12 protein-coding genes are annotated in these 25,905 nt (G+C 48.5%); 5 read left to right on the top strand and 7 right to left on the bottom strand.

The genetic code is table 11. The features are described 5' to 3' along the window. The first annotated feature begins 29 nt into the window (after positions 1-29). Positions 30-1,232, top strand: coding sequence for a gamma subclass chorismate mutase AroQ (gene aroQ, locus ELR70_RS04435; RefSeq protein WP_235577040.1), 1,203 nt, complete (start codon positions 30-32; stop codon positions 1,230-1,232). Between the two features lie 267 nt (positions 1,233-1,499). On the opposite strand, the gene ELR70_RS04430 is transcribed toward aroQ, so the two are convergent. The 3 genes from ELR70_RS04430 to yddG form a co-directional block, all read right to left on the bottom strand. Then, entirely contained in the window at positions 1,500-3,401 is a 1,902-nt protein-coding gene (locus tag ELR70_RS04430) for a S9 family peptidase (protein ID WP_054013480.1), read from the bottom strand. A 130-nt stretch (positions 3,402-3,531) separates the two neighbouring features. Next, positions 3,532-4,401, bottom strand: coding sequence for a PhzF family phenazine biosynthesis protein (locus tag ELR70_RS04425; protein WP_054013481.1), 870 nt, complete (start codon positions 4,399-4,401; stop codon positions 3,532-3,534). 59 nt (positions 4,402-4,460) lie between these two features. Next, a complete protein-coding gene (yddG, locus tag ELR70_RS04420) occupies positions 4,461-5,354 on the bottom strand; it encodes an aromatic amino acid DMT transporter YddG (RefSeq protein ID WP_200908181.1) in 894 nt (297 codons plus the stop codon). Positions 5,355-5,657: 303 nt separating this feature from the next. Between yddG and ELR70_RS04415 the strand changes: the two genes are divergently transcribed. Continuing rightward, positions 5,658-7,721, top strand: coding sequence for a S9 family peptidase (locus tag ELR70_RS04415; protein ID WP_054013482.1), 2,064 nt, complete (start codon positions 5,658-5,660; stop codon positions 7,719-7,721). Positions 7,722-7,760: 39 nt separating this feature from the next. Here ELR70_RS04415 and ELR70_RS04410 read toward each other — a convergent pair whose 3' ends face one another. Continuing rightward, a complete protein-coding gene (locus ELR70_RS04410) occupies positions 7,761-8,198 on the bottom strand; it encodes a hypothetical protein (RefSeq protein ID WP_054013483.1) in 438 nt (145 codons plus the stop codon). A gap of 168 nt (positions 8,199-8,366) precedes the next feature. Here ELR70_RS04410 and ELR70_RS04405 point away from each other — a divergent pair, with 168 nt between their 5' ends. Genes ELR70_RS04405 through ELR70_RS04395 form a run of 3 tightly spaced genes read left to right on the top strand, consistent with a single transcriptional unit; the run spans position 8,367 to position 11,505 of the window. Then, positions 8,367-9,191: a DUF350 domain-containing protein gene (locus ELR70_RS04405; protein WP_054013484.1), complete on the top strand. Its 825-nt coding sequence runs from the start codon at positions 8,367-8,369 to the stop codon at positions 9,189-9,191. Between the two features lie 10 nt (positions 9,192-9,201). Beyond that, positions 9,202-9,990, top strand: a complete 789-nt coding sequence (locus ELR70_RS04400; RefSeq protein WP_054013485.1) for a hypothetical protein — start codon at positions 9,202-9,204, stop codon at positions 9,988-9,990. After that, on the top strand, positions 9,991-11,505 hold the full coding sequence (locus tag ELR70_RS04395) for a polyamine aminopropyltransferase (RefSeq protein WP_054013486.1): 1,515 nt from the start codon (positions 9,991-9,993) through the stop codon (positions 11,503-11,505). Here ELR70_RS04395 and yidD read toward each other — a convergent pair whose 3' ends face one another. The 3 genes from yidD to ELR70_RS04380 form a co-directional block, all read right to left on the bottom strand. After that, positions 11,506-11,862: a membrane protein insertion efficiency factor YidD gene (gene yidD / locus ELR70_RS04390; protein ID WP_054013487.1), complete on the bottom strand. Its 357-nt coding sequence runs from the start codon at positions 11,860-11,862 to the stop codon at positions 11,506-11,508. A gap of 37 nt (positions 11,863-11,899) precedes the next feature. Continuing rightward, complete coding sequence (locus tag ELR70_RS04385; protein ID WP_054013488.1) at positions 11,900-12,352, bottom strand: nuclear transport factor 2 family protein; 453 nt, start codon at positions 12,350-12,352, stop codon at positions 11,900-11,902. A 489-nt stretch (positions 12,353-12,841) separates the two neighbouring features. After that, positions 12,842-25,225, bottom strand: a complete 12,384-nt coding sequence (locus ELR70_RS04380; protein WP_054013489.1) for an Ig-like domain-containing protein — start codon at positions 25,223-25,225, stop codon at positions 12,842-12,844. Between the last annotated feature and the right edge of the window lie 680 nt (positions 25,226-25,905).

Raw genomic sequence — 25,905 nt, 5'->3', positions numbered from 1 at the left:
TTTGCCTGCATAACCACTGGAAAAAGCCTTTGAAATTGCTATTTGTTTCTCGCCTGACTGCATCATTAACGCTGCTATTTACGCTTACAGGTCAAGCCGCCCCTGTCTATGTTCAGGCAGGGCCCGGGAGCTTTAATCACGCAGCCTTAGATTTGCTTGAAAGCCGTCATAATGATGCTTACCATCGTCTGTATTCCGGTACACCGGAAAATACCTATGCCGCAGCAGTAAAGGAAACGGCCTGGGCTTTCAGTGCGTTAGCCAATTCAACCATCAATGGACAGCTGGTACCGGCCATTGTTAATGCGATGCGCAACTACAAGGTCACCGAGCTCAGCGCTGCGGTGCGCATGCCTATCGAAATGTGCGTCTTTGGCGCAGACCGGCTAAGTCCAATCAAACATGTGGCGTCTCATCCTGCCGCCCTAAAACAAATTGGCCAATGGCTTAACACGCATCAACGACAAACAATCTCCGTGCCCAAGGGTACCAACGAAGCAGCTCGTATGCTGGCACAAGGTCAGTTTGAACAGGGTACCGTGGCTGTGGGCAGTTGTGCGCTCAAATCGGTTTATCCAGAGCTGACCCTGCGCGAAGTGGGTGTTCAGGACAACGCAGACAATCACACGTTATTTGCACTGATGAAGATGGAAAAAAGGCCTGAGCAAATCAGCGAGGACCAAGCGCGCACTGCTTTGGCACAAGTCGTTGAGCAGGCCAATACACAGATAAAAACACGGACCGACTCTGCCAAAATGCTGTTCTCACATATCAACCAGCGTCTTGCTCAGATGCAGAGCGTGGCACTGTTTAAAGCACACAAGCACAGACCCATTGAAGATTTATCTCGTGAAGCCGTGGTGCTTTCAAATGCGCTGGAACAAGCTCGCCAGCAATGTCTGGACACGGCCAGCGTGGAAGCATTTTTCCAGGCACAAATGGACGCAGCCAAGGCAATTCAGTACAGATACCGGGCGCAATGGCTTGCTGAGGGTGTGCCTGATAAAGGCGCCGATCTGGTTCAACTGAGAAACACACTAAACCAGTTAGGCACGGCTATACTTGAAGTACTGACTCATCACCTTGCCCGGCATGGCAACCTCACCCCGGAACTGGGGCCTGTGTTTTATGGCGAGCTGGTTACCGCCAACCTCACCAAAAGCGATAAACGAAAGCTCTATCATGCACTGCAAAACGTGCGCAGAATTGAGAACTGTCAGGCAGCGAACTAATACCAATTTTACTTAATACTTGCTCAATTTGAAGGAGCCAATATGACGCTAACGGTGTTAAAAATTTCTCATTTAGACTAACTAAATAGCAAAATTTTTGCCTCGCCTATATGGATGTAGGTGCCTCAGCAATAGCAGGACGCGGGAGCGGTGTTATCGACCATATTTTCTCGCCTCAAAATAGAACACTTAATTAAGTAAATTGGTATATCCTGAAAGCGATTTGATCTTCTACAGGCCCGATTAACGGGCCTGTAGGGGGACTAATTAGAGTGTATCATCCAGCCATTTGAAGAATTCACGCTGCCAGACAATGCCATTTTGTGGTGACAGGACCCAATGGTTTTCTTCCGGGAAGTAGAGGAAACGACTTTTCAGACCACGTAACTTTGCAGCCTGGAATGCCTGGATCCCTTGTTCCAGCGGTACACGGTAGTCTTTACCGCCGTGAATAACAAACATAGGGGCATCCCACTTATCTACATGGCTGATTGGGTTAAATGCACCGTAAGTTAAGTCGGTCGCGGCATTTTTATCCCAGTATGCCCCTCCAAATTCGTGATTAACGAAGAACACTTCTTCAGTACTGCCGTACATGCTGCGCAAATCAAAAATACCGCAGTGTGCAATAAACGACTTGAAACGACCCTCGTGATTACCGGCTAAATAAAATGCCGAGTAGCCACCAAAGCTGGCGCCCACCGCAGCAATGCGCTTTTTATCTACATAAGGCGCTTTTGCTACTTCATCAATGGCATCAAGATAATCCTGCATTACTTTACCACCCCAGTCCTGGGTGATGTCTTCATTCCATTTAACACCATGACCCGGCATGCCACGGCGGTTTGGCGCAACCACAATATAACCTTGTGACGCCATCACCTGAAAATTCCAGCGGAAAGAGTAAAACTGCGACAGCGCCGACTGCGGGCCACCTTGCAGATACAGTAAAGTCGGGTATTTCTTGGATTCATCAAAGTTTGGTGGATAGATAACCCAGGTCAGCATATCCTGGCCATCTTTTGTCTTAACCATTTGTTTTTTAACCGTGGGCAGATCCAGACCCGCATAAAACGCGTCATTCACTTTGGTCAATGCGGTTAGCTTTTCGCTTTTCAGATCAAAGCGATAGATTTCTTTCGCTTGATTCATGCTGTTGCGCGTTACCACTAGCTGCTTATCCAGTGCCGCTACAATGCCGTTAACATCGAACTGACCTTTGGTGAGTTGTTTAATGGCTGGTCTGGCTTTAGGGTTGGTGGTTACTGAAACCCGGAATAGCTGAATGGTGCCATCGGTTGGCGCCACAAAGTAGATATGCTTACCGTCATGACTCCATTTAAAGCTGTTTACTGTGCCATCCCAGTGTCTGGTCAGGTTAATATCTCTATTTTTAACTCTGACGATGATATCATTTTTATCCGCTTCATACCCCGGTGTGGTCATCTGTAACCAGGCGAGGTGGCCTTTTGGCGAGAAAGCCGGATATTTGTCATAGCCTGGGTTATCTTTAGTCAGGTTTGTGGTCTGTTGACTTGCCAGGTTATAACGATAAATGTCGGTATTGGTGCTGGAAACATACTCAGCGCCAGTAAGCTTCTTGCTCACATAATAGATATTTTCGCCTTTAGGACCCCAGATATAGTCCTTAGCACCGCCAAATGGTGAAGTCGGACTGTCAAAGGGCTTCCCTTTCATGATGTCGACTTTCTGCTCAGTTTTTAAATCCTGATAGAAAACATGCTTATAGCTACCATCTTTCCAGGTGTCCCAGTGACGATAGTTCAAATCGTCAAACACGTAAGCATCAGCCTGAGAAAGCTCTTTGTGCCTGTCGCTTGCCAGCACGGCCTCCACTTCGACCACTTCGTGGAACAATTTTTTGCTGCCATCGGGAGAGATCTTATCGTCTGACAGCAGTCCCTGATAAGCGTCTAAAAGCTGAGAAGCGCCCCCTCTTAACGGCACCTGATAGACCTTGCTGGCAAAATTATTCTGCTCGACACTGGGCATTGTCACTTTATAAATGACATGCGTTTTATCTTTGTTGAGCCCCAACGCGCTGACACGTTTTACCTGCCAGAGTTTTTCCGGCGTCATCACCTCTTTGGCGGCAACACCGGTCGTTACTGCCAGCCCCAGGCCAGCACATACAAGAATTCGCTTCATCGCGACACACCTCCCAAAATTGAATCCGCTGTAGACTACCTAAATAAACAGAAACTTAAAAGGGATAGCGATAAGCGACACTCGCTACAACAGCCAATGATTCTGGAAAACACTCAATATGGCAACCTAGCTATATTGAAAGTATTTTTTTACCTGTTATTTGCGCCTTACCTCCAACAAATACTTTAGATATGCCCTGCTCGTCTGACTCAACCGATGCCGTAATGCGCGAGGGGTATCCCATCACACGGCCTTGTTCAAAGGTAAAGTGATTGGACTGAAAAGGGTAAACATATTGAGTCAGATAGCACGCCAGAGCGCCACTGGCACTTCCGGTAGCAGACTCTTCGGGTATCGAAAATAAAGGCGCAAAATTGCGACAGCGTGCCGTGAACGTCTCATCTTCATCGCACAACTCAAACGCATGTAAGCCAATGACGTTATGCTGGCGAGAAAAGTTGCTCAACGCTTTATCATTGACCTTGATCTTATCGAGATGTCCACTAGGTACAGGCACTATAATGTCCGCCAAGCCGGTTGAAATAGCCTCAATGGGTAATTGAGTCGACGCTAATAAAGACGTATCAAGCCCGATTAAGGCTGATATTTCAGCATAGTCAAAGCGCTTAAGATACTGCGGCAAATTTTGCTCCATCACAATGTGCCCATCAGGCTCTATTGTTACACCAAGTTGACCTGCTTTGGTGCTTTGCACGTAATGCCCCTGAGTGATCAGGCCCTGCTCCAACATCACAGAAAACGCGGCCACGGTAGCATGACCACAAAAATCGACTTCAGCTGCGGGTGTAAAGAAAGTCACTGTAAAATCAGCGTCGCTGGCTGCTGACACAAAGGCGGTTTCCGAAAAACCCACGGACTGTGCGATGGCCAACTTTTGCTCGTCTGTCAGTCCATCGGCCTGCAAAACCACGCCAGCAGGGTTTCCTCCTGCGCCTTGTTCTGTAAAGGTATTAACCAAATATGCGTTGAGCTGATGCAATCGACTTCTCCCTAATTTATGGGGCGGGCACTGCCACACTCTGTTGCTGCCCCAGTTACTTAATCATTGAATTGTGCTCTGGTCACCCACCAGCAAAGCAAAGAGCCTGCGGTCACCATGCACACCCCCTGCATAAAACTCTGCGTCAGTACCAGCCCAAGGATCAGCGAAGACAAAGCAGTTGAAAGTACCGGGGTGAAATAAGATAGGGTCGCCAGCAAAACCATGTTGCCACCAATAATGGCATAGTTCCATAACGCGTATCCACTGCCCAGTGCTACTCCTGATATCAGGAGTAAACCAACAGATTCCAAGGTCAACACCATAGGGGTTTCACCGCTGGCTGTATACTTGACCCACAAACTCATCGCCGTCAGCCAAAAGAACAAGGTAATCGCATTCTGTCCGTTGGCAATGCGTTTGGTTAAAACACAATACACAGCCCATAGAAATGCACCGGTCAATGCCATTGCATAGGTCGTTGGATTTGATGCAATATTAGCCATTAGCTGTTCAGGTGTCATACCTTGTTCACCCGTGATACTCCAGGCAACTCCAAAAAAGGCCAGCAAGATCCCCAGATATACCCAGATACTGCTCTTTTTACCGCTGGTAATGACCGCCATCAACACCGTCAGTGCAGGCCATAAGTAGTTGATCACCAGCATCTCCAGCGCCTGCTGGCGGGTGTTTGCCATTGCAAGTGCCAGCGCCAGGCAAATCTCATAGGCAACAAACAGGCTGCCCCCAATCAATACGTAACGCGGCGAATAGTCACGTAATCTTGGTACACCCATGACCAGAACCAAAAATACAGCCGCGACGGTGTAGATAGAAGCTGCACCACCTACCGGACCCAGCATTTCAGTCACTGCACGTACCAACCCCATGACGGCGCTCCATAAAACAATCGCAGCGATGCCCGCCAGCGTGTATTGATATGACCTATTCATCATTTTGATATTTAAAGCTCCGAAGCTGAAATTGAAATGCACCTGCACACACTGACGTCCCGAAACCGCGTCAGGCTAAACAACAGAGCGAAAGATACCTTGCCACACTTGCAGATATCAAACTTTTTAATGCCCTATTCCCCGGCACTTAAGTGAAACATCGGATAAATTCGCCCACTTACCGCGTATCTATTCCAAAAGGTGTTACAACATATCATAAATAGGCTTTGTACTGAGAGGCTGTTTCACTCGCTCACAGGTGTATGAACGGCCAACAACAATAACGAGTAGAGTACTAAGCCAATGACTAAGCTTTCGATTTTGACGTCTTGTATCGCACTTGCCCTGACAGGTTCGGTATTTGCAAAAGGACCTAGCGAGCAAGAGATAAATAACACGCTCACCTATCAGGATATATTCAACATTGAATACGCCGCCAATCCTGTGGTCATGCCAGATGGTAAACAGGTTGTCTATGAGCGACGCAGCATGGATATCATGACTGACAGCCTGAGAAGAAACCTGTGGACCGTGTCTCTGGACGGTAAAAAGCACCTACCTTTGCTATCAGATACCAAAAACCACTTTAGCCCGGTATTTTCGCCGGATGGTACCAAGATGGCATACCTGTCCAGTAAAGAGGGCAAAGTCCAGATCTACCTACGCGACATGGAGTCCGGCCTTACAGCACGAGTCACAGATGTCAATATGACACCAAGCAACATGAGTTTCTCGCCTGATGGTAAGCAGCTGGCTTTTTCAATGTTTACGCCCGGGAAGTCTGCGCCACTATTTAGCCTGGATTTTAAACCAAAAGGTGCCAAGTGGGCTGATAATGCGCAATATATCGACAAAACCCTGTTCCAGCGCGATGGTGCGGGCATGAAACGCCCTGGCAATATGCAGGTGTATGTGGTGCCAGCAATTGGTGGTGCACCCAGACAAATTACTTCAGGCGCCCATGATTACGCTGGTTCATTGGCCTGGACACTCGACAGTAAACAGCTCATCGTGTCGGCCAATACCCGCGAAAACGCAGAATTTGATGTCTTCAATAGCGATTTGATGGCCATTGATATCCTGAGTTCAAAGATCACCAGACTGACCGATATGTCAGGCCCCGAAAGTGGTCCTCAGATGAGTCCGAACGGCAAAAAAGTGGCCTTCACGGGCTTTGAGGACAATGGCAAATCCAATCAGATTGTCGAATTGTACGTTATGAACCCGGATGGTTCTGACATCCAGCGACTCACTCCCGACCTGGACCGCAGTGTTGGCAATGTAAAATGGGCCGATAACAGTAAAGGGCTGTATTTTAGTCACGACAATGATGGTAAAAAACACGTCGCTTATGTGTCACTGTCTGGCAAAATCAAAACCAAAACCGATGCATTGGGCGGCATGAGCCTGGGACGCCCCTACACATCAGGTCATTACGATGTGACCGACAATGGCCAGATTGTTTATACTCAGTCAACCGGTGTACGCCCGGCTGATCTGGCAGTCGTCAATAAGCGCGGTAAAGTGACACAACTGACCGACCTGAACAGTGACGTTTTCGATCATAAAACACTGAATAAACCCCAGCTGATGGAAGTAAATAGCAGTGTAGATGGCAGACGCCTGCAAGCCTGGATTGTAACCCCGCCTAACTTTGATCCGAACAAAAAGTACCCGTTGATCCTGGAAATCCATGGCGGACCACACACCGCATATGGCCCTGAATTTTCAACCGAAGTCCAGTTATTCGCAGCCGCAGGCTACGTCGTAGTTTACGGTAACCCAAGAGGGTCAACGTCTATGGGGGCTGACTTTGCCAACCAGATTGATAAGAACTACCCGTCAGAAGATTACAACGACCTGATGGATATGGTCGATGGCGTGATTGCAAAAGGGTATGTTGACGAAGAGAACTTATTTGTCACCGGTGGCTCAGGCGGCGGGACCTTAACGGCCTGGATCATAGGCAAAACAGATCGCTTTAAAGCATCGGTTGTTGCAAAGCCCGTTATCAACTGGACCAGCATGATAGGTGCGTCCGACATCTATACCTTTATGACCAAATACTGGTTTAGTGACCTGCCCTGGAACGACTACCAGCAATACTGGAACCGTTCACCACTTTCTCTGGTTGGCAATGTCAAGACACCCACTATGGTACTGACTGGCGAGCTAGATGTCCGCACACCGATGAGCGAAAGTGAACAGTATTATGGGGCGCTGCGACTGCAAGGCGTAGACAGCGCTTTTGTGCGTATTCAGGGCGCCTATCATGGTATTGCCGCTAAACCCTCCAACCTGGCACGTAAAGTGGGCAATATCCTAGCCTGGTTTGAGAAGTACAGAACCGACAACAAAGAAGACTAAATCTTTGCAGCCACCCGCATTGCGGGTGGCCTTTCCCTTTTACCGATAGGCTGAACACTCTTTCCCGGTTAAGCTCAACAACCCCATCGCTTGGTCAGGCTCCACACTCGACAGCTCTACTTCTAGCCGAAAAGGCTTGGAATTGACCCTTTTTACAGAGGGCTCTTGTGTCAGCTTTTTATAAAACACAGAATTCGTACATATATAGCTGCGCACTTTGTTTTTATAAAGAACCTTCCTCTGTTCGAATTCATCGTTGTCAACGGGCATATTATGAAAACTGATACTAAGTACGATCCGGGAATGATCATCAAATATCCTGCCCAGTTCAGCCTGTTCTGGAAACCCCTTAGTTAGTTGACTGACCTCCTCCGCTATAACCTTTTGGGTATTATTTGAGTTGATATAGCCAAAGATAATGGAGGCAATCAAACTCAGGGCAATCAATAGAACTCTAATTATGCTCGATTTATCCATCACACAACTCCGTGAAGCATTTATTGTATTTACTATCGATGACATAGTACATGTAAGAGATAGCAAGCAAAAACGTATTTTTTCCCTGATATTAGAGAGCATTTACTGATAATTTTTCTGTGCTAAAATCGCCCGCTTGTACACTCATGGGTAACATACGGAAAAAACATGGACTTTCCTTTGGCTGAACTGAGCTATATCGGGCTCTTTCTTGTGGTGCTATTTGTCGCAAAATGGCTCTATAACGCGACGACTTCATACAACACTTTCACAGAAATTGAACAGAACAAGAACCTGGCTTTGGCTACATCAATCAGTGGTTTCTTAATTGCGGTCACTATGGTGTACGTAGCGGTGCTTCAGGGGCCGAGTAAGGGCCTGTTAACCGACCTTATAAATGTAAGTCTTTACTCACTGGTGGGACTAGGCTTATTACTGGTAACCAGAGTGATTAATGACAAGCTGTTGCTGCCTAAGTTTTGCAATAAAGCGCAAATTATCAGCCATCAGAATTTGCCTGTGGGTATTGTGCAATTTGCCAGCTATATCACCGCCGGATTAATTGTGTCTGGCGCTTTAATGGGAGAAGGCAGTTTTACCTCAGCCATTGTGTTCTATTTGCTTGCACAGATTGTATTACTCATTGCAAGCAAACTATATGATTTACTAACGCAATTTGACCTGCACAAGGAGCTCCAAAACAACAATATGGCGGCAGCCATCAGTTTTGCAGCAACCAAAATTGCCACTGGTATTATCTTATTTCACGCACTGCGTGGCGGGTTAGAAACCTGGTCACACAGCATTACGCTATTTTTTATCGACGCTTTAATTGCGCTGGCATTACTGCCAGTCGTACGTTTACTTACTGACCTGGTGCTCATGCCCGGCGTCAGGGTAAACAAAGCCATTGCACAAGGTAATAGCGCCGTTTCCCTGATTGAAGGGAGTGTTGCGGTGTCTGTTGCAATCGCGATTTTCTACACGCTTTAAAGGGCCTGATATGAGTGTCATAAAGACCTTTATCCTGTCTTTGGTTATCGTAATTCTTTGCTTCTTTGGCGGTGCCTTGTTGGAAGAGCCAATAGCCGAGACCCCTTTTGCTTTGAGTACGGATTTCTCTAACAAAGACAAAGCCTATCAATTTGAGGTGCCAGAAGACGGCCAGATGATGCGCTTTGAAATTAACGGCACAATGAAAATGAACTCCTGGCAGGCCATGGATATGGAAGTATATAATGCCGACGGTACCTATATATTCAGTTATCAGGATGAGCTGTGGTCAGAGTCAGGCAGAGATTCCGAAGGCGACTGGACCGAGCGTAAAACCAAGGCCTCACTGGAAATCCATTTTGCGAAAAAAGGGCACTACACGCTGTATTTAACTGATTCAAACAGTTACGGGTTTAAGTTTAGTAGAGATAAATATTACTTCCGAGTTATCCCTATACGTGGAGATGCCAGCATGCTGCGCCCACTCCGGACAATAGCCGGGATCATTGCTTTTGGCTGTTTTTGTATATTGGCCTATCGTCATGAAAACGGGTATGCCTTATCGGGCAAAAAACCTTTTGACAACAACACAAAATACAAGCGCGAGCCAATTTACATTGGGGCGATTTCACTCAGCTTATTTGCTGCGGTTTTCCTGTATGCCCAGACCAAAGATGATGATATCAATTATGCGCTGCATGCCTATGGCAATAAAAAAATGACGGTTGATCGCAGTATTCGCCAGCAGAGTTTATCCGGTGCCAATCATCGCGGTGGCAGCGGTCGGGGTGGTAAATAAGTGCTCAGAGAAAGTCATATCCTGCTGTTTAGCATCTTTATTGCCGGCTTATGCTCGATTGTTTACGAGCTGCTGATAGCGACCACGGGCGCTTATTTTCTGGGTGACAGCGTGATGCAGTTTTCCATTACCATTGGCGTGTATATGGCATTTATGGGCGTGGGTTCGTACCTGTCTAAGTGGGTCACTGACAACACCCTGCTGACGCAGTTTATTGTGTACGAGCTGATGCTGGCGCTGATTGGTGGCAGCTCAGTACCGCTGTTGTACTTTTGTTATGCTCAGGGCTGGCATTTTCAGAGCATGTCGGTTGCGCTCACCGCTCTGATTGGGATTTTTGTGGGCCTTGAAATTCCGCTGCTGTCACGGCTGATGGAAAAGCACTATACCTTAAAGGTGAACCTGGCCAATGTGTTGTCTATTGATTATCTGGGCGCGTTAATCGCCACTCTGGTTTTTCCGCTGGCACTGCTGCCCTGGCTTGGCGTATTTAAAACGTCATTGCTGTTTGGGCTTATCAACTTGTCCATCGCCTTGACCCTGTTGTGGTATTTTTACGCTCAGTTTCCAAAGGGGCAGGCAAGCTTGTTGAGGGGGCTCCTGGTGCTGGTGCTACTCACACTGGCAGGGTTGATGTTCTTCAGCAAAGAGTTAAATCATCACTGGAACGAGACCGTGTTTGAAGACCGTATTGTACACAGTGAACAGTCACGTTATCAGCAGCTGATCATGACTAAACACAAAGAGGATGTGCGCCTGTATTTGAATGGCGGCTTGCAGTTTTCTGCCATTGACGAGTATCGCTATCATGAATCGCTGATCCACCTGCCAATCCAGCGGCAAACAGCGACTCGCAACGTCCTTATCTTAGGGGGTGGTGACGGCCTGGCCGCCAGGGAGCTGCTCAAGTATCCTGATATTGAGTCCATTACCCTGGTTGACCTGGATCCGGCAGTGGCCGCGCTTGCCCGCAGCAATTTTCATCTCACACAGCTCAATCAAAACGCGCTGCACAACCCCAAAGTTAAGGTGATCAATCAGGATGCGTTTGTCTATCTGACAGACACGCCCGACAGATACGACTTAATCGTAGTGGATTTACCGGACCCTAAAACCATTAGCCTGGCCAGGTTGTACAGTAAGCAGTTTTATACTCTGGTAAAGCATCGTCTTGATACGCAAGGTATTATGGTGACTCAGGCAACCAGCCCTTATTTTGCCAGGCAAGCGTTTTGGTCAATTCACAATACGGCGACGTCGGTGGGCTTTCACTCCGTCATCCCTTATCATGTGGATGTGCCCTCATTTGGCAATTGGGGGTTTGTTATGGCCTGCAAAGCAGCGTGCGAATTACAACACAATGCGCTACCCGACACACGTTTTTACCACCCAGATATTGAACCTTTATTAATGACCTTTCCGGCTGATATGCATAACACCCACAGCAAGATCAGCAGCCTGGATCAGCCCCATGTGCTCTACTACTATCTCGATGGCTGGAAATACTGGAACTAGCTAAAACGGCCAGCAATCACAAGACAGGTCTGCCGCATCACAGCTTTTCCCTCTGCCACCACAACTGGCAATGTCACAACCCGCACTTGGGTCGCAGCAGTCGCAACGGCTCTCGTCTTTTTTTCGCCTGTCTTTTGACGCTGATTGCTCAAGCATAAGATAAGCTTGCTTACATGCGCGCATCCGTGCCCTTATCTTGCGATATCCTCCCCAGAGGCCATCTTCTTTTACAATGGCCAGCACAGCATGTGAGCAACTCTCTCCCCCATGAACAACCGCATGGGCACATCGAAACCCTTTATGTGGAGAAATAAAACGTTGATAAAATCGGATCAATAGTATGGCCAGATAATCCATGGCAATTCCAATATTGTATTACATTATAGTTACGGCGTTATGTTTTACTCTTGGCGACAAACGTTTTAGTCACAATTCGCCAAGCGCCTTCACGCTTATACATCACCAGATAATCTATATAGTGCGTTTTTGGTGTATGAAAATCCATCTTTACCATAGCCATTTTATTATCCACGATATCGACAGATAAAATATTAGCTTCCCATTTATCCTTGGTCGCTTTCTTAAAATAGCCTGAAAACTCTTTCAACGGGACCGTTCTGATTGTCTCTTCTTTGGTCTCACTGTCTACTCGGATCATTTTGACATGACCAAACTCCTGATCAAAGGCTTGTGCCAACAGCGTCTGATCGCCCTTCGCTGCACCGTTAAAATATGTGTAAGCGGTGTCCACGACAGCCTGATACTCTTCCCCGGTAACCCCTTCACCACGGCTAAATGAAGAGAAAAGTAGAGTTGCCGCACTCAGGACTGTAAAAAATAACTTCATTATAATATGTTCCTTTGGGTTGTGTTTTTATTATCAAAGCCAGTCAATAATAATTGGCCGAGCAATTAGTATGTTTCTTAAACACCAATATAAGTTGTTAATATCTACTTCCTTAGTTAATTGAAATTGGTACAACACCGTTCTGAGGAAAACGTAACAAGTAAATTGTAGCTGCTCAAGTGTGCATGCGATGAAGAGTCTAAACTTTAAGCTAATTTGCTTTTATGATTTTTCGAAAACCAAATATAGCATTAAATATCAATCACTTAAATACAAGCAAGTAGGAAGGGATTCATGTTCTGTTACATTTTGACCTGGCACAGTTAACCACTTATTCCGAGAACCTTTAGCGCGTGAAAACACGCAGGAGATATACAGGCAAGTGACGTTAAAATCAAAAACGCCTGGTTAGAATTGCAAACCAGGCATTCGTCTTTTTTCTGACTGTATAAAAACCCCACCGTCCCTGGCCGGGCTAGCCATTGCTCGTTAGAAGCGCACTTCAATACCGCCGGCTACTTCACCGATACGGTTAGCACTCAGGCGGTAGTGGCTGTAGCTGAGCGTCAGCGTGGTACTGTCGCTCAGCTGGTAGCCCACTGCGCCACCAAAGTACGCACTGGTGCCTTTTTGTTCGTACTGAACCAAGTGACGACCGTTCAGAGTGCTTTCAATCTGATAGTCCCAGTTATAGGCGCCCAGGAACAGCTCGCCATGCACTTTACCAAAGCGTGCCACTTCCAGACCCGTTTGCAGTGCAAACCCTTCTGGCAGAACCGGGGCGACACGCGCCATGCTTTGGTGCCAGCTGTCTGGTGTCAGCGTGCTACCGCTTAGCGTCACCCGACCCTGGCCCAGGTCGATATAGCGCAGACCCGCATACCACTTTGGCATCAGCTGATAGAAAGCACCGGCTGACCATGACTGGCTGCTGTCATCCACGTTCGAGGCCTGAGTGCCCGCAGGCAATGCACTGAACTGACTACTCGCCTCAGCCTGCCCTAACGTGGCTTGTACGCGCCACGCATCAGCCAGTGCAGGAGCACTGACCAGACAGCTGGCCGTTACTACTGCATAAGCCGGTAGTGCCGACTTGCGACGACGCAATACCAGCGCCGATACCATGACCATTAACAGACCTCCAAGGCTACCTGATGATTTGTTTTCTACGGTTGCAACCTGATGGGCCGTCACGGTCACTTTCGCAATACCATCACTCACCGCGCCCTTACTGTCTTTGACCTGATAAGTCACTGTATCTTCTCCATTAAAGCCGAGTTTTGGCTCGTAGCTTAGCGTACCGTCAAGATTTACGACCGCCTTACCATATGTTGCCGTTGCGCTGATTAGCGTTAATGTGTCGCCATCAGGGTCCATATCGTTGGCCAGAACATCAATTACCACGCTCGCTTTATCATTGGTGCTGGCAGTATCTTGCTGAGTTACCGGCGCTGCATTGACCACAAGCTCAACCGTTACCGTGGCGCTGGACGTACCGCCCTGACCATCGGCAATGCTGTAAGTGATGATCGCCGTACCCACATAATCCAAAGGTGGGGTATAACGTAGCTGATTATCCAGGATTTCAACGTCACCAAAATCGACGCTGGCACCTGTGATAGTCAGAGGATCTGCATCTGCGTCAAGGTCGTTTTCCAGCACATCAATAAACACTGACAAACCCGCACCCAGGATCAGCGTATCGGCCTGTGCAACCGGTTGTGTGTTATCGCTCTTGAGTACCGCAATACCACCGGGGTCCACCACGCTGCGGTTTGCAATCCCGTCGTCATCGTTTGGACCGCCATCGACAATTTGCAACTGCACACACCAGTCACCTTCGTTCAGACCATCGCGCCACTCGTTGCTACCCGGAGGCGGACAGTATCCCGGCTCACCCGTAGCCGAGAGCACGGCATTGCCATCTGTGGTCACAAAATTCACCCACTCCCCGTCACGGAACTTACGATAAATCGCGTTAACCGGAATGGGTTTACGCTGCGGAATAACAATGCCGTAAACATCGCCCGCCTTAGGCAATCCGGTTGCAATAAAGTCGAACACACCACCAATGTTGGTGGCTTCGGTATCTTCAGGCAGCTCAGTTTCCAGCAGCTGTGCACCACCTGTTGTGTTTTGTGCCACAGTTGCCCCTTTACGCAGACAAACACCTGGCTCACCTTCAACCAAATACTGCTCAGTGTCTTTCACTTGGCCAGGAATAACGTTACAGTCGCCATTGGCATCCAAATAGTCCGGAATACCGTCGTTATCCGAATCGGCAAAGCCTTCCTGATCATCCGGGATAAGGTCGCCATCACTGTCTACACTGCTTAGCTGTGGCAGGCTTGCAACTATCTCCAGATAGATATCCTGAGTAGACGACAGCGCAGGAGTGCCATCATCTGTTGCTGTGACGCTGAGTTTGTAAATTCCCGCAGTAAGCTTGCTTGGGTCAAATTCAAAACGGTTCGCTGCAACGCTCAGGTTGAGCATTTGTGCATCTGCAGCTTGCCAGCTGTAGCTGATGCTGTCCTGTGGATTAGCATCGGTTGCGGTTGCCGCAACCACAACCGGTTCACCACTTTGAACAATCAAGGTACGCGACTGGCCATTTTGTGTGGTATCTACACTCAACGCAGGCGCGACGTTGTCTTCAACGACTGTCACTGTGGTGCTGTGCTTAGCACCGCGATTGAGTGAGTCAGCCAGGGTGATCACTATGCTCTCATTGCCTTCGACTGTGCCATCGGCAAAAACGTTAAAGGTAATGCTGGCCTCAGTGCCCGACTCAATCACCACTTCGCCGTCAATCAGGTCATGATCATTGCCGTTAGCAGAGCCACTCACTGTATATGGAACAGTGACAGGATAACTTGGTGCCGGACCATTGAGGAAGACCTTCACGGTGTGGCTTTGCTCTTCCGCAATCTGGCTGTCTTTGCTCAGAGACACCAAAGGGTTCACGGTAACGGTCTGCTTTTTCACGGTAGCCTGCTCATTACCATCAGTCGCTTTCCAGTAAACCTGGTGCAGTCCCGGTGCAAAAACCGTCGCGCCCCCCACCAGCGAGACCGCCAGAGGGTTGCCATTACTGTCAAAGGCAGCAGCCGTACCTAAATCAACTTTGGTAAACAGGCCTGTTGCGTCTACGCTCAAATCGTCAGGTACGGTTAGAGTGGGCGCATTTGCAATACCTGAAGAAGCGGTGATCTCAACTGTTGCATTTGCCTGTGCACGCGCACCGGCACTGTCCGCTAGCATATAGGTGATCACAGCCGTATCCTGCGCGCTTGCCTGTGGTTGGTACACCAGCTGACCATCGCTGATTGAAACGCTACCGATGGAAGCGCTTGCACCGACCAGAGTCAGGGTATCACCCAAGTCCACATCGCTGTCATTTGCCAGTACATCCAGGCTGTAGCTGCTTGCTGCCTGACTGAAACTAAAGGCATCGTTTTGTGCCACTGGCGTATCGTTTACGGCATTCACCGTAATGCTGACCTGCGCCTCATCCGAGTTCATTTCGCCGTCATTCACCACATAGCTGAAGCTATCTGTGCCGTTAAAGTTAGCACCTGGGATATAGCTGAACAGGGTACCCTGTACGCTCAGCGTACCATTACTTGGCTGCTGGGTAACCAAGATACTCAGGCTATCCTGATCCGGATCCGATACCGGTGCACTGAAGCTGGTGGAGGCATCCTCGTTCACAAACACTTGCATGCCCTGCGCAGCAGGTTTGGCATTCACATAGCCAACGTCGATGGCAAATGCAGGCAGTGATGCCGTTAATTCGCCGTCCGACACGCTAATCACTAAGTTTGCGTAGTTGCCCACATCATCCCGACTCGGTGTACCAGACAAAGTACCACTTTGTGTATCAAAGTTAGCCCAGACAGGCAGATTCTCAATGCTGAAGGTTAGCGTATCGCCATCCAGGTCACTGGCATCCGGTGTAAAGCGATAAGCAGTGTCCTGATCCACACTGGTTGAAGGCGTACCACTGATCTCTGGCGCATCATTCACGGCAGTCACATTCAGGGTGACTTGCACCGGCTCAGATTCTGCCTGACCATCAAAGGCCACAAATTGCAGGCTGTCTTCACCGTTGAAGTCAGTGTCTGGCGTATACAGCCAGCTGTTTTCACTTTGCTGTGTCAGCGTGCCTGAGTTGACGCCTTGTACAATTTGATAGCTCAGTGCGTCTGCATCAATATCGCTGGCTGTCAGGGTGATTAGCACACTGCCATCTTCATCCACGTCCAGAACCTGGGCGTCTGCCACTGGCGCATCGTTCACAGGAGTGACCGTCATAGTGACAAGCGCTTCGTTCGATACGACACCCGCCGTGTCTTTCACTGTATAAGTAAAGGTATCCAGACCATTAAAGTTGGCATTTGGTACATAGACAATCGCACCGCTTTCAGCCAATGTAACTCGACCACTTTGTGGCTGAGCGACCACAGTCACGCTGCTCGGGTCTAACTGGTCGTTTGCATCCACGTCGTAGTCATTACCTAACACATTGACTTCATACGAGCCTTCTTCTTCGAGCTGTGCAGTGTTGTCGACTGCCACCGGCGCATCATTCACTGGTGTGATATCAACGGTAACGGTTGCAGGCTCAGAGCTCAGTCCTTCACTGTCCATTAGGGTATAAGTAAAGCTAAAGCTGCCGTTCTTATCCGCCTTAGGCGTGATTTCAAGCATACCATCGGCCAGCACTGTCACGTCGGCAAGCGTGTAGGCACCTGCGCCATTGCCCAAGTCTTCGAGCATCACGTTGGCACCATTGAAGCCCTGATCTTCCACATCTGTGTCATTGTCCAGGATATTCAGTGTGCCGGTTTCGTCTTCGTTGAGCGTGACGCTGTCGCCGTCCGCCACCGGACGGTCGTTCACCGCACCAATGTTAACAATCACTTCAACCGGCTCAGACACCAGGCCTTCGCTGTCCGCGATAGTATAGCTGAATGCGTCACTACCCGTAGCGTTGGTGTTTGGCGTATACACCAGCTTGCCAGACTCCTGGTTTACAGTGACAACCCCTTTGGTCGGCAACACGCTCAGTGCAACCTCACCTTGTGGGTGGGTGTCTTCGATATCGCTCGATAAGGTGCGTACATCCAGCTCATCGCTCGGCGTGTCTTCCTCTACTGTTAACGTCGCGCCTTTGGCAACAGGCTGATCGTTCACCGCCGCAATGCTGATGGTCAGCGTGGCCGCTTTGGAAGTATTACCTGCCGCATCTTTTACCGTATAGGTCAGTGAATCCTGACCCGTGGCATTTTCGTTAGGCGTATAAGTCAGCTTACCATTGGTGATGGTGTAACTACCCAGCTGAGGCTCAGTTACTACGGCCGCAGAGGCTGCCACCATATCATTTTCTGCATCAGAATCGTTCTCCAGCAGGTCTATGGTGTTCGGCGTGTCTTCTGTGACCGCCAAAGTATCGTCAAGTACAACAGGGGCATCAGCTACTGGGGTAACAGTCAGCGCTACAGTGCGAGTCTGAGACAGTTCACCTGCGGCATCTTTCACCTGATAAGTGAAACTGTCACTGTGATTTTCGCTGCCATCATGGCTATAAGTGAAGCTGCCGTCTGCGTTCAGTAGCAAAGTACCAAACTGCGGCTGGCCCACCACCACAGCGCTCAGGCTGTCTTCGCTGTCTAAGTCATCATCCGTTGCTGTGCTCAGCAGGCCCTGCTCCAATGCCACCACCAGCTGCTCAGCTTCATCCAGTGTAAAGCTAAAGTCTTGTGCTACAGGCGCATCATTAGTGTTAACCACTTCAATGTTGAATGCGCTCAGTGCGTGCTCGGCTTTACCATCATTGACGGTGATAACGATTTGCTCGTAGTTGCCAACGTGCTCATCGCCTGGCGTACCGCTCAGCTTACCGGTTTGCTCATCAAAGCTTGCCCAGTCTGGTTTGTTGCTGATCACAAAGGTATGGGTGTCATCGCTGTCCGGGTCTGTAAGCTGCGGTTCAAACACATACTCGGCATCTTCGTTTACTGTGGTTTGTGGTGTGCCCGACAGCACCGGGGCCACATTGTACTTTTTGGTCACCGAGGCCGTTACAGGCTCACCTGCGTTGTTCGCGTCGTCGTATACCACAACGGTCAGGATCAGACGCCCTTCTGCCAATGCAGAGACATCAATTCCGGTAACACTTTGCGTGGTTGCTGTGATGCTAACAGGCGACTGACTGCCCACCGAGGTGGTGCCATCACTGACCTGATAAGTCAGCATACCTTTGCCTTCGAGCCCATTCAGGGTGAAGCTCATAGCGGTTTCGTTATCACGGTTGATCAAGGTCTGGTCGATACTGACCGACTGACCGCTTGGGGCTGTCGTATCCTGGCTCAACACCAACGGCTCTGCTGCCGTATTGGCATTGCCTGCCGCGTCATTGAATACCCCCGCTGCAATGCTGATGGTCACATCACCTTCAGTATTCTCATCTGGCGTAAAGGTCGCCTGATAGGTGGTCGCATTAAGTGCCTTAAACTCGCTCAGGTTACCACTGCTCCAGCTGATGTCTTCCAGTACAAAATCTTCACTGGGCTCGCTCAGTACAATGGTGATCAACGCCTGCTCACCGACTTTCAGTGCCGGGTCGTTAGACGTCAGGCTCACCACTTGTGGCGCGGCGGTATCAAGTATTGCAGTCGCTGAAGCCACTTCAGAGACATTGCCTGCCGGGTCGGTCAGGGTCACTGTCACGCTCAACTGGCCATCATTCAGATTGCTCAGGTCGATACCGCTGATAGTCTGGTTTGACTCAGTGACGTCACCCTGTGCAGACACCGGCAGGCCGCCCTGCGCGCTGCTGATCACATAGTGATAACGGCTGCCCACTTCGGCATCGCCCAGCGTAATGCTGGCCGCATTGGCATTCGTACCATGGTAATAAGGTGCGCCAAACGCCACACTGTGATTACCCGGAGCCTGGGTATCTATGTTCAGAGTCAGGGTGTCAGAAGCCAGATTAGGATTGCCCGCTGCATCGTTAAACTTGCCAGCGGCAATGGCAATGGAGCCCGCGGCTTGCGAGTTCTCGCTCGGCGTGAACACGGTACGATAGCTGGTGTCGCTGATCTGCTCCAGCTCAGACACAGTTCCGCCCGCCACGTTCAGTAATGCCTTATTAAAGTCGCTAACGGCTTCGCTCAGACCAATGGTGATCACGCTGGTCTCGCCCGCTTTAAGGGCGGTCTGTGACGCACTCAAAGTGGTAATAGTCGGTGCGGTTGCATCCAGCTTGGCTTGTTTAACCTGTGCTTCTGCCGCATTGCCCGCACTATCGGTTACGACCACCGACAAACTCAGGGTGCCGTCTTTAAGCTGGCTGAGGTTCGCAATATTAACTTGCTGGTTCGCCGCTGTGATAGTCTCAGTGCCGGTCAGTTCACCGCCACCTGTGCTGGTCAGCGTGTAAGCATATGTCGCGCCCACTTCGGCGCCGCTAAAGCTAAAGCTCGCCGCATCGCGATTGGCTAAATTGTAGGTTTGCTGATCTAAGGTTACGTCGTGGCCACTTGGCGCTGCGGTATCCAGGATTGCCGTGTTCACTGCTGCCACACCGGCATTACCAGCCTTATCGGTCAGCGTCACAGACAGGCTCAGCGGTCCGTCGTTAAGGTTCTCGATATCGGTAATAACCACTTGCTGCTGCGCGCTGTCAAGGGTGCCCTTACCAGTTACGCTGTGGCCGTCGCTGCTCAGCGTATAAGCATAGGTTGCACCGGCTTCGCCGCCGCTCAAATCAAAGCGAATAGTGCTTGCAGAGCTGTTGTAAACGTCTTTATCCAGCGTCACTGCATAACCGGTTGGTGCCTGGGTATCGATGTTAAATTGCTTGCTCGTCAGTGCGACTTTGTTACCTGCTTTATCCGCAAATGCTCCTTCTGCGACGGATACGGTGACAGCACCGCTGATATCAGTTGCGGCTTTATACTGGGCGCTGTATCGGTTGTTGCCCAGAGCTTTAAACTCGCTGAAGGAACCGGAGCTGGCTTGTAAATCGCCATGCTCAAAGCCTAGAATTGCTTCGCTGACAGTAAATTCAAAGCTCACTGCGGACCTGCCAAATACGGTCTCAGAGGCGACAATATCCAGTACAGGCTTAACATTCTCGTATACAATATCCTGAGTGAACGGCTGTGATTCATTACCATGGCCGTCAATCACAGTGACCGACAGCGATAAAGTGCCATCGTTCATGTTTTGGATACCATTGCTGTCTGAGTCAAAACGAACAACTTGCTCAGCAGTATTAATATCACCACGACCACTTAGCGACTGCATAGTCCACTGATACGTTGCACCTTGCTCAGCGCCCAGCAGTCTAAACAAGCCATCTTTAATGGTTTCTGCATTAAACGCCGTGCCACTGACAACCACATTGGGTTGGTTTGGTGCCTGAGTATCAATGTCAAAATTAAGCACAGGCGCTGCGGTGTTGGTATTCCCTGCTGCATCTGTAAACGCACCGGCTTTAATTTTAAGTGAACCAGCAGTACTAGAATTAACTGCGGGCACATAGGTTACCTGATAGACGGTAGGGCTCAGCTTTGTAAATCCAGTCAGTGTGCCGCCTGCGGCCTCAAGGTCGCTGATATCAAAGTCATCACTTGGCTCACCCAGCACAATATCAACCACCGCAGTGCCGTCTTTATTTAGCTTGGCAAGAGAGGCTCTAAACGTAGCAATGCCGGGAGCAGCTGAGTCTAAACGGGCAAAACTGGTTTGTGCTGCTGAGGTGTTACCCGCCACATCAGTTAACGTGACCGACAGGGTCAGCTCACCATCATTCAGGCCTCGAAGATCAACAGGTGAAATGGTTTGCGCCGCACTTTCGATGGTGCCAGAGCCGGTAACCGCCGGGCCACCGTTGCTACTGGTAATGGTATAGTTAAATTGTGCCCCGATTTCAGCCGCGCTGATGTCAAAACTTGCCTGCGCCGCGCTTTGTTCGTTAAACAGGGTTTTATTCAGTGCTGCATTAAAACCATTTGGTGCAGTGGTGTCGAGTTCTGCTGTGGTTGTAAATGGCGCTGAAATATTCCCTAAAGAGTCTCTGAGTGTCACAGCCAGTGTTATTTTGCCATCCTTCAGACTGCTGATATCGATATTTTTATTCTGCAATGAACTCGCAAGTGCATATTGCCCGTTAGCAGATACCTCGCCACCGTTTTCACTGCTTATCACATAGGTATAATCAAAAGCGACGTCCGTTGCCCCATGAAATTTAAACGCAACATGGCGTTTTTGGCTGTCACCATAGCTATCACGACTCAAAGAGACTGAATCGACAGATGGCGCAACATCATCAATGATGTTGATCAACAGTTTTTTACGGACAACGGCACCTGCGCTGTCCGTTGCAGTCACACATACTGGGTGCTCTTTTGGCTCAGCGTCTTTTCTGACATACAACACATTGTCATTGACCAAGAAAGACTTTGATGTCGTCGTATTATCGCAGCCTTGTGCCCCCTGACCGGAATAAACCAGCGTGAATATATGATTATCCGTCATATCGACATCTGTGGCGGACAGGGTTAACAGTGCTCCGGGGTTAGAAATATTGTATTCACCGAGCAAAGACTGCTTGAGCGGTAAGGTCACACCCGACTCGAGAGTCCAGGTGATATCCGTCGGCGCATCATTTAATCGAGTAACGGACAAATTAACCTGACTGTTGCCCGAGTTGTCTGCTTTACCATCATTAAAGGTGATTTTAAGCGCAATGGATTCGTCGGGATGTTCAGAGCTACTCTGATAGGAAATATTACGCAGCACATTGGTAGCAATCGAAGTGGTGGCACTACTGTTAAAGCTTAGTTTCAGCTCACCCTGCGCATTGTTAATAACGGTGCCCACCACCTGCTGTCGATAAACAAGCGGCTGCCCTGTCACCAAAGACCCCAAATCGCCCAGATTTGCAAACACATCTGTGCTGTCTGCGCCGCCTGTTCTGGAAACCGTTAACGTAGTGCCTGCATAATTACCTATGCCTTGATTTTTTTCATCTAGATCGATATCAAATATGACCGCTTCCGGAGCAATACTCACTGGGTTTGCATTTTCTGTATACGGCAGCGTATCAGGCAATCTAAAAATGCCTGGTGCGGTATTCGGCCGCACGACGGTAACCGTCAATGGGCTGCGATTAGTTATCTCAAGGTCAGCATTATTACCAATGCTATTACTCAAATTTATACGTATAGCCGGGTTATTAAACCCGGTACTTTCTGTGTCAATCTCAAGCACATCGGCGCCGTTAAAGCGGACCTGCTCAAAATTTTCATCGACTCGAGCATCAAGCACCCGGATTGAATCTCCAATACTCAGATCGGTAATGGTGTCGCCGTTAAGCTGAGCTTTGTTGCCGTAAAACAAATCATTACCAGCTCCTCCGGTAACGGTATCAGTACCAGTACCAGCGTTAATTGAATCAGCCGCCGCACCACCAATGATCACATCATTGCCGTCAAAGAAACGTGCTTCAGTTGCAGATAAATCCAGTCGTGTTTTGCTAAATGCCGACGCATTTAAAGTCAGTGTGTGGTCACCTACGATGTAACCTTGGGTGGTTATCTGAACCTGAACTTCACCAGACTCTCCGTTATCGATATCGGGCAAGGTAATATTAAAGTCATTATTATACCCAACCAGATCTAGTCTTTTAATACCGGATATTTGCATATCCTGCCAGTTATAGGTGCCACCTTCACGAAGCTTAAAATACTTTTGCGCACTCAGGGCACCCGTTACTTTTTTAAATGACACCAACTCTTGCGGTTTTAACTCGAGTGTTTGTGTAGTGTTGATGCTTCCAAGTGACAGGGTATGAATATTCTCTGTGGGGAAGTCTCGAAGCGCAATGTTGCTGGCATGAAGTTCAAGGGTGTCAGGGGCGGTCAGCTCGCCTTTAAATGTACCGTAGCCCTTTGTGGTACTTGCTCCAGCCACGATTGTGACAGCATCAGATGGCTCTGTCGCAACAACTGACACATAACCGTTGCTACTAAGCGCGATCTTTCTTGTTTCTCGGCTATCATCTAACAATTCAAATGTGACGGGCTTTGTCAATCTAGTCGCAGATAAATCAACATCACCATCTCCACTTACTTTAAATGTTTTGCTAGCATCACCCACAAGACTCAGGTTAGTAATCGAACCGAGTTGCCCAGGTGTCATAGTGATCACCTGCTCATCACGGCCCCAAGCACTGAAGATGAAACTACTAGGTAAAGTCGCTTTGCTGATATCCAAATTCTGGTTAAATGTATAGAAGGTTGGCAGGTTTGTATCAATCAATTGCCCTGTGAATTCAGGACTGTCAAAGAAGTACCTGTTATTATAATTACACGTACCTTTATCAGCATTTAAGCGAGAGGCATCTATCTTGGCTGCGTCACTTTTCAGCCTGAAAGTTGTATTGGACGGCCCACTGCATTCAACCAGGTTGTAATTTTCTATTCCCTCAAGCGTGTGAAACGTATCACTGCTGCTGTATGGGCCGAATGCAATATCGAGTGTCTGTTTACCTTCAGCGCTGCTCTGAATAACATTTTCCGTTAAATACTTCCAGGAATGGCTTGAGACTGAAAGCTGTAGTCCATCCTTAAACTCTAAAGTTTCAGCATTTGCATTGTTAAAATTGGCCTCTTGAGCATCGATTGTTCCTGCAAAAACAATTTTATCTTGACCATCTCCCAGGCTGAACCTTCCCTTGACCTGAGTGTTATTCAGTACAACGGTTTCATCAGTCGATGCACTAGATACATCGAGCTCAAATGTGCCATTTGCTAATTCAAGTGTGCCACCTGTCAACCAGTAGCTTGAAGCTTCAGCAATAGCGCTTATATGCCCAGGCTCCCCTCTCATAATTAAACCGTTTGAGTTCGGAAGAGCGATTTGAGAGAACGCACTATGTTGTTGATAACTCAGTGTTACTCTCCTGCTAGATGAAGACTCTACCGTCAGCTTCTCAAAGCCCGATAAAGTACCAGCCCGGCTGATATCGACAGAGCTACCATCAGCAATTACCAGCTCATCTATACCTGCACCGCCAATCACTTTGGCATTGGCGTCTAAGGATCTTTTTATAATAAGTTTCTCTGCTCCGTCACCAAACACAATTCCCGGACTTAAATTGGCACCTGTGGTGGTATCTGGCACAGATGAAGAGGTCGTTGCAGCATTAACATCGGTCACATCAATACTAACGTTGTAAGTTTCACTGTCTTGTGTTCCATCATTGATTACAACGCTAAGCGTTCTTTGTGATTCACCAGGTGATGAAGCAAGGTTGTCATAAGTAATTGCTTTTAAAAAGGTGCTTACCTGAGCCGGCGTTGCACTGGCATTGGTAATTGATATGCTGTGCTCGCGATTGATATCAACCGCACCACTGATGCCGCCCAGCGCATTTTGCGCGTTGGCGCTCACTGTTAGTCCTTCGCTTGTGCCGTTAGCAGGGTTAACCAGTCTGATTGTAATGCTTGAAATTGTGCCGTCATCATTAACACTGGCATTAGGGGCGATAGAAGTTGCCGAACCACCTTCACTGAAAGAAACCTGACTGCCAGTGCCGCTTGTACTGGTGTCCAGGTCTATCGTCGGTTTGGTGTCGGTTGTTCCACTGTTGCCACCACCCGAATTACTGCCACCACTGCTATTTGAATCACAGTCAGGATCGCCGGGAATACCTGAGCAATGGCCGTCCGCCATAAATGCCTGAACGCTGGTGCTAATGAAACCCGTACTCAGCGTTGCCCCACCCAATAACGCGGCCTGGATATGCCGGACTAATTTACTTTTTTTACTTATGCTTTTATGACTAAGAGACATCAAACTACCTACTAACACTTAATTTTAAAATATGTTGCCCAGCCAAATCCCCTTTTGGCCAACGGCTGTGTGGCTACGGGTAAACAGCACACAGCCTGAATATGGAACGTTACATTGAGCAAGCGCATCAGGTTTGCCAGCCTTTTCAGGGCTAAATTGGCAAGCAAAACGGTACGTAAGAAATCGTGAGTCAGTTCACAGGAACCCACGAAACAGGAGGGGTAGCCAAAATGGCTGATAGCTCTAAATAATAAGGACTGAACGATACAACCTGAACACGACAGGCATGCAAACCTATTTCTGAGCCTGGTAATAATACTTTAAACGCTTACCTGCACCATACGCAGGTAACATCGACCCATCCGATTGGATGACCTACTTTTTACCTAACCCTACAACCTGAAAAACTGCGGTTTTTTTCGCCTGACAGAAGACAGCCTGAGTGCTTCAGTTGCCTTATATCTTACTTTGTAACTAAATTTAATTATTTAGATTATATACACAAAAAGCAGAGAGGAGAATATTTTTTCCTTTATATTTCAAATATTAAGAGATTAATATTTAAACCTAAAATTGACATTTATACACATTAAAGAAACAAAGTGAGGCTATTCTGTTTGCGTTTAGGTTTTCATGAAAAGCTATAAAGGGTACAGGAGAACCCCAACGACTAACCATTA

Origin of the sequence: Pseudoalteromonas sp. R3 (assembly GCF_004014715.1) — a bacterium.
Lineage (GTDB): Bacteria > Pseudomonadota > Gammaproteobacteria > Enterobacterales > Alteromonadaceae > Pseudoalteromonas.
The sequence above is the reverse complement of the archived record's forward strand: the minus strand, read 5'-3'. Positions and strand labels throughout refer to the sequence as shown.